This is a genomic window from Aliidiomarina sanyensis, from assembly GCF_003987175.1.
Taxonomy (GTDB): Bacteria; Pseudomonadota; Gammaproteobacteria; order Enterobacterales; family Alteromonadaceae; genus Aliidiomarina; species Aliidiomarina sanyensis.
The window spans coordinates 122,003-135,609 of the sequence record NZ_PIPM01000003.1 but is presented as its reverse complement, the minus strand read 5'-3'; the positions used below and the strand labels follow the sequence as shown (position 1 = coordinate 135,609).

Below are 13,607 nucleotides of genomic sequence, written 5' to 3'. Positions count from 1 at the left end.
GAGATACGGGTGTGTTTGTTGCATAAACCCATTACAATCAATGCAATCGCTGACGGATAACAGGTAGCAGCAATGGATAGTTTTCGAGTCATACTGATTTTGCTAGGGATTGCGGTCATCATTGGTTTGGTGGCCCATGGCCTCTGGACGTTGCGGAGTAATCAGCAACGTGCTCAAGGTAAAGTTGATAAACATCAGGGCGCGAATAAACGCCAAAAAGGAGCACAAGCGGACCTGCTCTCGGGAGCCGATGATCCGCACGCGGATGAGCGAGAGGCGCCAGATAGTTTCGACGAACTGGGGTTGAGCAAAGTTCGGTTAAAGAAAAAGAGCGCAGCTGCGCCCGAGCAGCCAGAAGGTGAGTCGCAAGTTCAAACGATTTCGAATCAAAACCTGCATGAGGTGGATGGTGCGGACGCGCCGGTGCGCGCGAAAGCATTGGATGATGAACCGGAGTTGCCATCGTTACGGGCGGACCGTGGTTCTGTAGAAAATAGCAAACCAAGTGATGTACCAGCCCAACCCATGCGCGCGGAACGGGAAAGCGGTGAAGCGGAATCTGCTGCCATGACTGCAAATCAGGATCCCCGCGAGGTTGAACAGCTTGCGATTGGTCTTCCGGAAGATCACCTCGAAGACGTATCAGAGGAACCACCAAAAGAAGAAGTCATTACACTTTACGTTTCAGGTGACATTCAGGGGCCTTTATTGCTCCAAACTGTGACTGAACTAGGCCTCAAGTTTGGGGATATGGATATTTTCCATCGGTACGAGCAGCCTTCTGGTCGTGGCCCTCTGTTATTTCGTATGGCCAACATGTACAACCCAGGTACTTTCGATCTCGATGACATCGACAGCTTCCGTACCCGAGGCGTGGTGTTATTTATGGCATTACCCATTAAATATGACGGGCACAAAGCATTTACCATGATGTATAACGCCGCAAATAAGATTGCGGATGCCATGCCGCGGGCTGCAGTCTTGGATCACAACCGCAACCCAATGACCAAACAGTCGGTCCAGCACACGTATCAACGAATTCGTGAGTTTGAACGCAAAGCGCGACTCGCCGGATTGCGCTCGTCCCAATAGAATAAGCGAATGAAGTCATGACAGAGACAGATCACGCGGACGTGGCACAGCGTCTTGAGTCGCTGCGTGAGCGACTCGATCAGTATAACTACGAGTATTATGTTCTCGCTCAGCCGAGCGTTCCCGATGCGGAATATGACCGGCTGTTTCGGGAAGTGCAGCGCATCGAAGCGGAACATCCGGAGTTGCAATCGGATACATCACCGACCCAACGGGTTGGTGCACCCCCAGCAGGGGCTTTCGCTGAAGTGCTCCACGAAGTCCCCATGCTATCCCTCGATAACGCCTTTGATGCCGATGAGATGCGCGCTTTTATCCGCCGCGTGAGTGAACGGTCGGGGGAGTCTCCAGAGGCACTGGCCTGGTGCGCCGAACCAAAGCTAGATGGTCTCGCGGTCAGCTTATTGTATGAGCAGGGCAAATTGGTGCGCGCAGCCACGCGAGGAGATGGTTATCAAGGCGAGGACATCAGCGCGAACGTGCGAACGATCCGCGCTATTCCCTTGCGGCTTCGTGGTCACTTTCCTGAGCGTGTGGAAGTGCGTGGTGAGGTATTTATGACTCGTGCGGGCTTTGAAGCGATGAATGAACACGCACGGGCTCATGGTGAAAAAGTGTTTGCCAACCCACGAAATGCGGCAGCGGGGAGTTTGCGGCAATTAGACTCGCGAGTCACCGCGAAAAGGCCATTAAGTTTTTACGCATATGCCATGGGAACCGTGGTGCCGGAGCGTCGTTTGGACGATGACAGTCATTATCAACGGCTTCAACAATTAAGAGAATGGGGCCTGCCCGTCTGCCCTGAAGTTCAGCGGCTCAACTCAAGTGAAGCGTGTTTTGATTACTACGCGCGTATCGGCGAGAAACGGGATCAGTTGCCTTATGAGATCGACGGAGTGGTCTTTAAGCTCGACTCCATAGGGTTGCAGGAGGATCTTGGTTTTGTTTCGCGTGCGCCGCGCTGGGCAATTGCTTTCAAGTTTCCTGCCCAAGAACAGCTCACCTGGCTCCGTGGTGTAGACTTTCAAGTCGGTCGGACCGGCGCAGTGACACCGGTTGCACGGCTTGAGCCGGTGGAGGTTGCCGGTGTGGTGGTGTCAAATGCGACCTTGCATAACGCGGACGAAATCGAGCGTCTTGGGGTGCGAATTGGCGATCGCGTGATCGTTCGTCGTGCGGGCGATGTGATTCCGCAGATTGTTGGGGTCGTGCTCGATGATCGACCAGAACAAACCCAACCTGTCCAATTTCCAGAAACCTGTCCGGTCTGTGATTCTGCGATCGAACGGGTCGAGGGCGAGGCGGTCGCGCGGTGTACTGGTGGTCTGTTCTGCGCCGCGCAACGCAAAGAGGCGATCAAACACTTTGCATCACGTAAAGCTCTCGATGTGGAGGGCTTGGGGGACAAGCTCGTTGATATGCTGGTCGAGCGTGAATGGGTTAAGCACCCAGCGGACCTCTTTCAACTCACCGTGCGTGAATTAGCCTCCCTCCCGCGCATGGGGGAGAAATCTGCAGAGAATCTTGTCCAGGCCCTTGAGAAATCACGTGCAACGACGTTACCGAAGTTTCTTTATAGTTTGGGTATTCGTGAGGTAGGTGAAGCGACAGCTCAGAATCTCGCGCAGCACTTCGGTAGTCTACAAGCACTGATGGATGCCACTGAGGAATCCTTGCAAGGGGTTCCTGATGTTGGCGTGGTGGTCGCTGAGCATATTTTTAACTTCTTCCGTGAACCGCATAATCGTGATGTGATTGCCGCGCTTACTCAGGGCGAAAAGCCGGTTCACTGGCCTGATATTGAAGTTAAATCGGCGGAGGAGCAGCCCCTTGCGGGTACCACCTACGTATTGACCGGTACTTTATCCACAATGACGCGGGACGAAGCGAAAGCTGCGTTGCAAGCATTGGGTGCGAAAGTGGCCGGTAGCGTGTCGAAGAAAACGACAGCAGTTGTTGCAGGTGAAGCCGCAGGATCAAAGCTCGCGAAAGCGGAAAGTCTGGGGGTCCCCATTCTGTCTGAAGACGAACTTCAGGCGCTCCTTGCTTCCTACCAGTAAGAATGCCAGCACCTCGGCAAACAAAAAGAGCGCTTAAAAAGCGCTCTTTTTTGTCGGTTCAAACTCAGGAATTAAATATTCACTTGTGTGACATCGACATGCAGGGTGAGCCGTTGACCGGGTTGCAAAAACCGATCGCGGCTGATGGAATTCCAGCGCTCGATGTCAGCAACCGTGACACGAAAGCGCGAGGCGATACGCGCTAATGAATCACCCGAGCGGACTTGATATTGAATAGTGCGCATGACAGGCGTGCTGCCACTCGTGCTTGCCGTTGTCGCGGTCTGTTGATTCTGCCAAATGACCAAGGTTTGGCCAGGCCGCAGCATGTCGCCTGGGGCCATATTATTCCAACGCGCTAAATTTGCCACTGTCACTCCGTAGGTGCGCGAGAGATCCCACAAGGTATCACCGCGCGTTACGCGATGTTCAACTCGGGTGCCTTGCTGGCGATTTTGCGTGCTCGCCAATCGCTGTTCAGCGCTTAACGTGTACCGCTCGAGGTCTTGACTGGCGACCGGGATCAAGAGGTATTGCCCCTGACGAATTATGGTGCCACTCAAGTTATTAAACTGCTGAATGGCCGTTGGGGTTGTGTTGTAGCGTCGTGCGATGGTAATCAGGCTTTCACCGGAACGAACTTGATGGCGCTCCCACGCAAGCCACTCCGCCGGGTCGGTGTTCTGGAGCGCATCTTGAAATTGGCGCGCACGCTCGATCGGGAGGAGGAGTGTGTGCGGACCATCGGGAGCGGTCGCCCAACGATTGTACCCTGAATTATAGCGATGCAATTCTTCCAGGCTGAGCCCAGCCATCTCGGCTGCGAGTGCTAAGTCGATCTGTTGACCGACATCGACCATTTCCATCACGGGCTGATTTGGAATGTAGGGCCAAGTCACGGCGTAGGTTTCGCTATCTTTTAAAAGACTGGCGAGGGCTAAAATTTTAGGGACATAGTTGCGCGTTTCGCGCGGCAAACTATCCAATGACCAGAAATCTGTGCCCCGGCCTGCTTGTTCGTTCCGACGGACGGCACCGAGCACGCGACCTTGCCCACCGTTGTAGGCAGCTAACGCCAGGAGCCAATCGCCATCAAACGTTTGTCCAAGGCGGTCAAAGTAGTCTAATGCTGTTGTGGTAGCAGCCATAACGTCACGGCGACCGTCGTACCACCAGTTAATGTCTAGGCCATAAAAACGGGCTGTGCTAGGAATAAACTGCCAAATCCCGCTCGCTCGACCATGGGAATACGCGAAGGTATCAAAAGCGCTTTCAATCACGGGCACTAAGACCAATTCAACAGGCAAATCCCGCTTTTCGATTTCTTCCACGATCATATGTAGGAACGGCGCTGCACGTTGCGCCACGCGATCAATGTAACCGGGATGACGCAAATACCAATCTCGGTGCGTTTGAACCAATGGATGATCAGGCACCTCAAGACTCATCTGCAAACGGATGCGGTCCCAGATGTCGGCTTGTAACTGTGCAGGAAGTTCTTCATCACGGCTAGTAGATTCAACCAGTACCGGATGCACCAATGCATAGCGGTGTAATCCTTCCTGAAGTGGATATTCTTTTGTGGGTGTTGCTGCTTGGTCAGTATCCGAGCCGGTCAATTGACAGCCACTCAAAACAAACAAAGCAGAGGCGGCGATAAGCACTCGCTTCATGAAGTCCCCTAACGTTAGTTCTTAATTATTTATCGGCATCCCTGCAAAGGGGCAGGTAAACCTAAATTGCGCACATTTTAATCACTCAAGCGCTATCTTTCCAGCGCCGAATTGCTGCGAACACCTCGGTTGGCGTGGCCAAAGGGTGTTTTTCTTTTGTTTCTGCAGCGTTACGAACAGAACTTTTTTCTGCTCGTAAAAAAGGGTTGGTGGCATGCTCATCGGCAAGAACCGACGGAAGTGTCACCTGACCATCGGCTCGTAACTGTTCAACCTGCGCTAAGCGGGCCTGAATTGCTTCATTGTTGGGCTCAACGCGAGCCGCGAAGCGTAAGTTTGCAGCCGTGTATTCGTGGGCACAATATACCTTGGTTTTCTCGGGAAGTACTGCTAGTTTTTGCAAAGATTCCCAAAATTGCGCAGGGTGCCCCTCGAACATACGACCGCATCCCCCAGCAAATAAAGTATCCCCGCAAAACAAGCGCTCATCACCGTAAAATGCGATGTGATCGAGGGTGTGTCCCGGACATGCGATTACCTCGAGATTTAATGCTCCGGCAAGCAGGCTAATCCGGTCACCTTCAGTTAATCGATGGCTTACTTGTGGGATTTTATCGCTGTAAGGACCGTATACGGGGCACGGGAAGTGTTCCAAAATACTATTAACGCCGCCCGTATGATCCCAATGATGGTGGGTAAGGAGAATCGCCTCTGGGCGCAGTCTCTCTTGTTCGAGGTAGGCAAGAACGGGTTCGGCATCGCCGGGGTCGACGATCACACAGGGTTCATGGTCCGAACCCTTGGCAGCGGTGTCGATGATCCAGATATAATTATCTTGAAAAGCAGCGACTGGATGAATACGCATTTCTCACCTCGACCTGTTATGCTGTTTTGGTCAGTATAAAAGGAAATCCTATGTGGTTTAAACCCGCTCGTATTGAACATGCTCCGGAACCGCCGAAAGGGTGGCATTCGATGCCCCACGGTGCGTGGTGGCGTGATTCGTTAGCGCGAGCGCTCGAACCTCATTGGGAAACCTTGTTCGGTCACTATCTTATAAAGCTAGGCTCATTAAGTGCCAAACTCCCGAACGATTGCAGAATTCGGGAACAATACACGGTTGGTACCTTTGACTCAGCAGATATTCAAGCGCGCTTGAGCGCATTGCCGTTTCAGGAAAATACGGTTGACGCTGTCTTAATGGCGCATGTTTTAGAATACGCCGAAGACCCCCATGAAATTCTTCGTGAGGTGGATCGGATGTTGCGAGCGGACGGGCATCTGATTCTTGCCCTGACCAATCCGTGGAGTCCAACGATTTTGCCTCGGCTGTGGCCGAGTTGGCGTGAATCGGGGCTAATGAATAGTCGTTTATTTAGCAAAAACCGTGTAACGGACTGGCTAGATTTAATGCACTATGAGGTCATTCACGATGGATATTTCGCCGCAGGAGCTCCTATTCCAACGGTCCGCGATCCGGAGCGGGGGTGGGGATGGCTGCTCCGCTCATGGCCTCGTTTGAGCGGGGGATATTATTTAATTGCACGCAAACGTGAGTGGCCGATTACACCGGTTCGTTTGCAGCGGGCCCGACGACAGAGCACGGAGATTGCGACTGCAAGTGCTCGGATCCCAAGCGCACGCTCAGCCCATCTTGTACAGCAAAGGGATAAAATGCCTTAGTCCGGTATGTAGCCGGTATCTTCGCGATGGGCGTCGTGCGTAGCCGCCTGTCTTGCGAGCTCGTCACATCGATCGTTCTCCGGATGACCAGAGTGACCTTTGACCCAATGCCATTCAATGGTATGACGTGCTTGAGCAGCATCAAGTCGCTGCCATAGGTCCACATTCTTCACGGGTTTCTTCTGACTGGTACGCCAACCCTTTTGTTTCCAGCCAGCCAACCATTGGGTAATACCTTGGCGTACATATTCGCTATCAGTATATAGCTGAATTGCACAGGGACGTAGAAGCGCTTCAAGCGCAACTGCGGCCGCAAGAAGTTCCATCCGGTTATTGGTGGTTCGCTGGTAGCCTTCCGCGAGTTCTTTTCGATGTTTGCCATATTTCATGACAATTCCATAGCCGCCAGGACCTGGGTTGCCCAAGCAGGAACCATCCGTGTAAATCACCACTTCTTTTTTTTTCGTCATTTGTTCTGTCGTGTGGTTCGCTTTATGATACAAATTGACGGCTGAAAACCGTCGAGGTGATGCGAGTATACGTGGGCACGGGGACGGACACAAACGAGGGTAGGGTAAAGAATTGGATCAGACGAACGCAGATGCGCACAAGCGACAGGTTATCTTGGATACAGAGACGACTGGGATCGATCCTGAGAAAGGACATCGGGTGATCGAGATTGGATGCGTTGAGATGATCGGTCGGAAACTGACCGGTAATCACTTCCATGTTTACCTCAATCCGGAACGCTTGGTTGAAGAAGAAGCCATTCGCGTGCATGGAATCACTAACGAGTTTTTGCAAGATAAGCCGGTATTTGCTCAAGTAGCCGATGATTTTATTGAATACATTCGTGGGGCGGAGCTGGTTATTCACAACGCGCCCTTTGATGTGGGTTTCTTGAATCACGAGTTACGCTTGCTTGGTTCTCACAAGGGGCAAATTTCCGATTACTCGACGGTTTTTGACACCTTGACCTATGCGCGCGAGCGTTTCCCAGGGCAACGTAATAGCCTTGATGCACTATGTAAGCGATTTGATGTGGAGAATGCGCATCGAACGTTGCATGGTGCGTTGCTCGATGCCGAGATTTTGGCGGACGTCTATTTGATGATGACGGGCGGGCAGCGCAAGCTATTCGTCCCGAATAAAAAGAAAGGACAAACGCAAGAACAGGGTATTAAACGGCTCTCGAGTGAGCGTCCTGAACTTCGGGTGATCAAAGCGAGCAGCGAGGAAGCGGCTGCACATCAAGCCTACCTCGAAGCGATCGCCGCTCAAGGCGTTCAGGTCAAATGGCCACAAGGCTCCTCGTAGCCAACGCATGTTCCGTAACGGGGCGTTGGGCTTTGCTCGGGAGGGAGTCATGCCCTCACCGGGACGCCGTGTATACATCCATGTAGGCTTGGCTGCCGCATCCATGCGGCAGACACCCGGCGACGGCACAGACTCCAACCCTCACACCCAACGCATCGTAGCCAACGCATCGTAGCCAACGCATCGTAGCCAACGCAATGCGTTGGGCTTTGCTCGGGAGGGAGTCATGCCCTCACCGGGACGCCGTGGATACATCCATGTAGGCTTGGCTGCCGCATCCCTGCGGCAGACACCCGGCGACGGCACAGACTCCAACCCTCACACCCAACGCATCGTAGCCAACGCAATGCGTTGGGTTTTGCTCGGGAGGGAGTCATGCCCTCACCGGGACGCCGTGTATACATCCATGTAGGCTTGGCTGCCGCATCCCTGCGGCAGACACCCGGCGACGGCACAGACTCCAACCCTCACGCCCAACGCATCGTAGCCAACGCATCGTAGCCAACGCAGTTGTGCATTTGTTCGGCAGAGATTGGATGGGAAATCGGCAATTGGTTTAAAGCTGAGCAATCGAGCGGAAAAGTGTAAAAAAAGGGGTTGACTCCGCGCATTCGGCCTCGTATTATCCTCGCCGCGTTGAGGGGATGCCTAAGCATTCAATCGCGTTACAAAGCGAGACACGTGGAGCGGTAGTTCAGTTGGTTAGAATACCGGCCTGTCACGCCGGGGGTCGCGGGTTCGAGTCCCGTCCGCTCCGCCACGTCGCTGTAACGCCTTCAACCAGATTCACGGTCAGGAGCGGTAGTTCAGTTGGTTAGAATACCGGCCTGTCACGCCGGGGGTCGCGGGTTCGAGTCCCGTCCGCTCCGCCATTTCTGCTTTATTCTCGAGTGAAGTAAAGCGTGAAATGCACCCGACCTGAATCACATCACTGCGCACGATGAACTACCTCGCGCAGCGGTGTTCAACAGCATTTTTGCTGCGGAGCGGTAGTTCAGTTGGTTAGAATACCGGCCTGTCACGCCGGGGGTCGCGGGTTCGAGTCCCGTCCGCTCCGCCACTTTCCCTTCAGTTCTGATATTTCGCATCCCTTGAGTGGGATTTTTTTGTTTGTTCTATCCTCCCCGAAGGCTAAGCGGGGATTGACCCACGCTAGGCAATCAGCAGACTCTATTCCCGTTTTCCAACGCACCGTTGGGTACCATACATTGACTCCGAGATTGAGGGCATCAACGCATTGCTTTGGGCGGAAGGAATGGGCACAATAAACGGCTCGAAGAACAAGAAGAGTTGAGCGGAATTTATGACGGCACCGGCGTTTGTTCACCTACGAATCCACAGTGATTTCTCCATGGTGGATGGTTTGCAGAAAGTGAAGCCGTTGTGCAATCGCGTGGCTGATCTTGAAATGCCAGCGATGGCGCTCACCGATGAAATGAATTTCTGTGGTTTGGTGCGGTATTATCAGACTGCGCGAGGTCTTGGGATTAAGCCACTGATTGGGTGTGATCTCAATGTTCTCAGCGAAGACTTTCCAGACGAACCATTCCGATTAACTGCCCTATGCATGAACGATACCGGCTACAAGAACTTAACGGTATTGATTTCTGAAGCGTATCTCCGAGGGCATCGCTGCGATAAACCCTGTATTGATCAAGCCTGGCTTGCAGAACATGGAGCGGGTATTTTGCTGCTCTCAGGGGCGCGGCAAGGCGATGTTGGTCGTGCGCTACTGCGGAATAATCGGAAAGCGCTCGAGCAATCGGTGGGCTTTTATCAAGAGCACTTCCCTGACCGGTTTTACCTTGAGTTGATTCGAACGGGGCGGCCGGATGAGGAGCGCTACTTGCATGCAGCCGTTGAGTTGGCCACCGAGCAGAATTTGCCGGTCGTTGCGACCAATGATGTAGTGTTCTTGCAGGCTGAAGATCATGAAGCCCATGAAATTCGTGTGGCGATTCATGACGGATACACACTGGCGGATCCCCGCCGACCCAAGCATTACAGTGATCAGCAATATCTGAGAACAGCCGATGAAATGGTGGCGCTGTTTGCGGATATTCCCGAGGCACTGGCAAACACGGTTGAAATTGCACGGCGGTGCAATGTTTCTGTTCGTTTGCATGAATATTTCTTGCCTAACTTTCCCACGGGTGGACTAACAGAAGACGAGTTTTTGGTACAAAAGTCGCAAGAAGGTCTTGAGGAGCGCCTTGCGTTCTTGTTCCCTGATCCTGAAATTCGAGCGCAACGCCGCCCTGAATATGACGAGCGATTAAGAATCGAGCTCGAGGTCATTAACAACATGGGCTTTCCCGGTTACTTCTTAATTGTGATGGAGTTTATCCAGTGGAGTAAAGACAACGGGATTCCCGTCGGACCGGGGCGTGGTTCAGGCGCTGGTTCGTTAGTGGCTTATGCGTTGAAAATCACTGATCTTGACCCGCTTGAGTTTGATTTGCTTTTCGAACGCTTTTTGAATCCAGAGCGGGTCTCGATGCCCGACTTTGACGTCGATTTTTGTATGGACCGACGCGATGAGGTGATTGACCACGTTGCCGAGCTGTATGGCCGCGAGGCGGTCTCACAAATTATCACCTTCGGAACCATGGCTGCGAAAGCCGTGGTTCGTGATGTCGGTCGGGTTCTTGGGCATCCCTATGGGTTTGTGGATCGAATTTCTAAACTGATTCCACCCACGCCTGGGATGACGTTAGACTTGGCGTTCGAGCAAGAACCTCGTCTGCAAGAGCTGTATGACGATGATGACGAAGTTCGTGAAGTCATTGATATGGCACGTCGTTTAGAAGGTGTCACACGAAATGCTGGCAAGCACGCGGGTGGAGTCGTGATTGCACCGACCCAGATCACCGACTTCACGCCACTTTATTGTGATTCCGAGGGGCGTTACCCGGTTACGCAGTTTGACAAAAATGATGTAGAAACCGCGGGTTTGGTGAAGTTCGATTTCCTTGGTTTGCGGACGTTGACCATTATTCAGTGGGCGCTTGATATGGTCAATGCGCGCCGCTCGGTGCGTAACGAAAAACCGATTCGCATTGAATCGATTCCACTAACCGATAAAACCTGTTTTAAATTGCTCAAGTCGGGTGAAACCACTGCGGTTTTCCAGCTTGAATCCCGTGGGATGAAAGAGCTTATAAAGCGGCTGTTGCCGGATAGCTTTGAAGATATTATCGCACTGGTGGCACTTTTTCGTCCCGGACCGCTGCAATCAGGGATGGTCGATAACTTCATTGATCGCAAGCATGGTCGAGAGGAAATCTCCTACCCAGATGTCACTTGGCAGCATGAGAGCTTAAAACCAATTCTTGAGCCGACTTATGGCGTCATTCTATACCAAGAACAGGTGATGCAGATTGCTCAGGTGCTCGCCGGTTACACCTTGGGTGGTGCGGATTTGCTGCGACGCGCAATGGGTAAGAAAAAACCTGAGGAAATGGCCAAGCAGCGGGAAGTCTTCCGTGAAGGTGCGGCGCAAAATAACATTGATCCTGAATTGGCGATGAAGATCTTTGATCTAGTGGAGAAATTCGCGGGCTACGGATTCAATAAATCGCATTCTGCTGCTTATGCATTGGTGAGCTATCAGACACTTTGGATGAAGGTCCATTATCCCGCTGAGTTTATGGCGGCAGTGATGTCGGCCGATATGGATAATACCGATAAGATTGTGACGCTCGTGGATGAGTGTGAGCGGATGGGGCTGACGATTCTTCCGCCGGATGTCAATGTGGGCCGTTATAAGTTTACAGTGGATGATGAACAACGGGTGGTTTACGGCATTGGCGCGATCAAAGGTGTTGGTGAGGGCCCGATTGAATCCATTATTGCTGCTCGGGAAGCGGGCGGTCCATTCAGTGACTTATTCGATTTTTGTTGTCGTGTGGACTTGAAGAAACTTAATCGACGCGTGATGGAAAGGTTGATTAAAGCGGGTGCTATGGATTCGCTCGGCCCGCATCGGGCAACACTCATGGCCAGCTTAGAGAAAGCGATGCGGCAAGCGGAACAGCATGCCCATGCGGAGGCTGTGGGCCAGCATGATTTATTTGGTGTGCTAACGGCAGAGCCGGATGCGATTGAACATGAATTTGAACATGTTCCTGAATGGCCAGAGGGGGTTTGGCTCGATGGCGAGCGTGAGACCCTTGGGTTGTATTTGACGGGACACCCTCTGAACCGTTATCGGAAAGAACTGTCGAAATACACCAGCGGTCGAATTGCTGATATCAAAGATATGCGCAAGGCCGATAATGTCTCGGTCGCTGGCTTGGTGCTGGATGTTCGAAGCATGGTGAACAAAAAGGGCCAACGTTGGGCGCTTGTTACCCTAGACGACAAAAGTGCGCGGATAGATGTACGCTTGTTTAATCAAGAGTATGAGCGGTATGCTCCCTTACTCGAGAAAGATCAAATTCTGTGGGTAAAAGGAGAGGTCCGCTTTGATTCTTTCAGCGGTGGCAATACAATGACCATCAATGAAATCATGACCCTAGAGCAAGCTCGGGCGCAATATGTGAGTTCATTGGATGTGACGTTGAATCTTCGGACCGCCATCCAAGCTAGTGATGCGTCACGCCGCGCGCCGGTGCAGGCACTGGTCAACACATTACGGGATGCGCCGAAAGGCACATGCCCGGTACGCTTTTTATGTGCGATCGATGGAGCGAACGTTACACTCGAGTCCGGTGTCGACTGGTATGTCGAACCAAGTGATGAATTGATTTATCAATTACGAATTCAGGTGGGCGAGGAAGGTGTCCAACTGAACTTTAACTAACATCTGGAAGCACTGATGAATTTGAATTTTTTAGAGTTCGAACAACCCATTGCGGAACTGCAAGCGCAGATCGACGAGCTGAAAGCCGTGGGCGCAAAAGGTGGCCTTGATATCGATCTCGAGTCAGAAATCAAACAGCTACAGAAGAAGAAAACTGAATTAACTGAGAAGATTTTCTCGGATTTAGGTGCATGGCAAGTCGCACAGCTCGCACGGCATCCTCTGCGTCCATACACTCTCGACTATATCAAGTTGATCTTCACTGAATTTGATGAGCTCGCGGGTGACCGTGCGTTTGCCGATGACAAAGCAATCGTAGGTGGAATCGCCCGTTTAAATGGGCAGCCTGTGATGATTATCGGTCAGCAAAAAGGCCGAGAAACCAAAGAAAAGGTGCGTCGTAACTTTGGTATGCCAAAACCGGAAGGGTATCGTAAAGCGCTGCGTTTAATGGAAATGGCCGAGCGGTTTAATATGCCGATTATCACTTTTATCGATACTCCGGGAGCCTATCCAGGGATTGGCGCTGAAGAGCGCGGGCAAAGTGAAGCCATCGCACGCAACTTGAAAGTGATGTCGCGCCTCAAAGTACCTACGATCTGCACCGTGATTGGTGAGGGTGGCTCGGGTGGAGCCTTGGCCATTGGGGTCGGTGATCGCGTGAATATGCTGCAATACAGCACCTATTCGGTTATTTCACCGGAAGGTTGTGCCTCGATTCTATGGAAGAGTGCAACGAAGGCGGAACTCGCAGCTGAGGCGATGGGCGTGACGGCACAAAGTTCGCAAGCTCTCGGCCTCATTGATGAAATCATCCCAGAGCCGCTTGGTGGCGCGCATCGTGACTACGAAGAAATGGCTGCGCGTCTAAAGCGTCGTCTCGTGGATGATTTGGAATCATTGTCATCGCTGTCCAAACAAGAGCTATTGGATAAGCGATATAAGAAACTGATGTCGTTTGGATACTGCTAAGGCAAT

The 13,607-nt window shown here is 52.3% G+C and carries 9 protein-coding genes and 3 tRNA genes; 9 read left to right on the top strand and 3 right to left on the bottom strand.

Annotation, left to right across the window (positions count from 1 at the left end; translation table 11 throughout):
* The first annotated feature begins 72 nt into the window (after positions 1–72).
* Positions 73–1,092, top strand: a complete 1,020-nt coding sequence (gene zipA / locus CWE11_RS04330; RefSeq protein WP_126776384.1) for a cell division protein ZipA — start codon at positions 73–75, stop codon at positions 1,090–1,092.
* A 17-nt stretch (positions 1,093–1,109) separates the two neighbouring features.
* A complete protein-coding gene (gene ligA, locus CWE11_RS04325) occupies positions 1,110–3,152 on the top strand; it encodes an NAD-dependent DNA ligase LigA (protein WP_126776383.1) in 2,043 nt (680 codons plus the stop codon).
* A gap of 71 nt (positions 3,153–3,223) precedes the next feature.
* On the opposite strand, the gene CWE11_RS04320 is transcribed toward ligA, so the two are convergent.
* Together CWE11_RS04320 and gloB are read right to left on the bottom strand one after the other, a co-directional pair.
* The gene (locus CWE11_RS04320; RefSeq protein ID WP_126776382.1) at positions 3,224–4,825 is read right to left on the bottom strand and encodes a LysM peptidoglycan-binding domain-containing protein; all 1,602 of its coding nucleotides are present in this window, start codon (positions 4,823–4,825) and stop codon (positions 3,224–3,226) included.
* Positions 4,826–4,910: 85 nt separating this feature from the next.
* Positions 4,911–5,690: a hydroxyacylglutathione hydrolase gene (gene gloB, locus CWE11_RS04315; RefSeq protein WP_126776381.1), complete on the bottom strand. Its 780-nt coding sequence runs from the start codon at positions 5,688–5,690 to the stop codon at positions 4,911–4,913.
* Between the two features lie 50 nt (positions 5,691–5,740).
* Here gloB and CWE11_RS04310 point away from each other — a divergent pair, with 50 nt between their 5' ends.
* Positions 5,741–6,508: a class I SAM-dependent methyltransferase gene (locus CWE11_RS04310; protein ID WP_126776380.1), complete on the top strand. Its 768-nt coding sequence runs from the start codon at positions 5,741–5,743 to the stop codon at positions 6,506–6,508.
* On the opposite strand, the gene rnhA is transcribed toward CWE11_RS04310, so the two are convergent.
* Positions 6,505–6,978, bottom strand: a complete 474-nt coding sequence (gene rnhA / locus CWE11_RS04305; RefSeq protein WP_126776379.1) for a ribonuclease HI — start codon at positions 6,976–6,978, stop codon at positions 6,505–6,507. The genes CWE11_RS04310 and rnhA overlap by 4 nt on opposite strands.
* A 112-nt stretch (positions 6,979–7,090) precedes the next feature.
* Between rnhA and dnaQ the strand changes: the two genes are divergently transcribed.
* The 6 genes from dnaQ (at position 7,091) to accA (ending at position 13,601) form a co-directional block, all read left to right on the top strand.
* Positions 7,091–7,825 (top strand): DNA polymerase III subunit epsilon, encoded by a 735-nt coding sequence (gene dnaQ, locus CWE11_RS04300; RefSeq protein WP_126776378.1) that lies wholly within the window; start codon positions 7,091–7,093, stop codon positions 7,823–7,825.
* A 683-nt stretch (positions 7,826–8,508) separates the two neighbouring features.
* Positions 8,509–8,585 (top strand) — tRNA-Asp (locus CWE11_RS04295).
* A 35-nt stretch (positions 8,586–8,620) separates the two neighbouring features.
* A tRNA-Asp gene (locus tag CWE11_RS04290) sits at positions 8,621–8,697 on the top strand.
* A gap of 111 nt (positions 8,698–8,808) precedes the next feature.
* A tRNA-Asp gene (locus CWE11_RS04285) sits at positions 8,809–8,885 on the top strand.
* A gap of 243 nt (positions 8,886–9,128) precedes the next feature.
* Positions 9,129–12,629, top strand: coding sequence for a DNA polymerase III subunit alpha (gene dnaE / locus CWE11_RS04280; protein WP_126776377.1), 3,501 nt, complete (start codon positions 9,129–9,131; stop codon positions 12,627–12,629).
* A 15-nt stretch (positions 12,630–12,644) separates the two neighbouring features.
* Entirely contained in the window at positions 12,645–13,601 is a 957-nt protein-coding gene (accA, locus tag CWE11_RS04275) for an acetyl-CoA carboxylase carboxyl transferase subunit alpha (protein ID WP_126776376.1), read from the top strand.
* Positions 13,602–13,607: the final 6 nt, after the last annotated feature.

Excerpts from the sequence above, each read along its gene's own strand:
- zipA (WP_126776384.1), top strand. The coding sequence starts at position 73 with ATGGATAGTTTTCGAGTCATACTGATTTTGCTAGGGATTGCGGTCATC.
- ligA (WP_126776383.1), top strand. The coding sequence starts at position 1,110 with ATGACAGAGACAGATCACGCGGACGTGGCACAGCGTCTTGAGTCGCTG.
- CWE11_RS04320 (WP_126776382.1), bottom strand. The coding sequence starts at position 4,825 with ATGAAGCGAGTGCTTATCGCCGCCTCTGCTTTGTTTGTTTTGAGTGGC.
- gloB (WP_126776381.1), bottom strand. The coding sequence starts at position 5,690 with ATGCGTATTCATCCAGTCGCTGCTTTTCAAGATAATTATATCTGGATC.
- CWE11_RS04310 (WP_126776380.1), top strand. The coding sequence starts at position 5,741 with ATGTGGTTTAAACCCGCTCGTATTGAACATGCTCCGGAACCGCCGAAA.
- rnhA (WP_126776379.1), bottom strand. The coding sequence starts at position 6,978 with ATGACGAAAAAAAAAGAAGTGGTGATTTACACGGATGGTTCCTGCTTG.
- dnaE (WP_126776377.1), top strand. The coding sequence starts at position 9,129 with ATGACGGCACCGGCGTTTGTTCACCTACGAATCCACAGTGATTTCTCC.
- accA (WP_126776376.1), top strand. The coding sequence starts at position 12,645 with ATGAATTTGAATTTTTTAGAGTTCGAACAACCCATTGCGGAACTGCAA.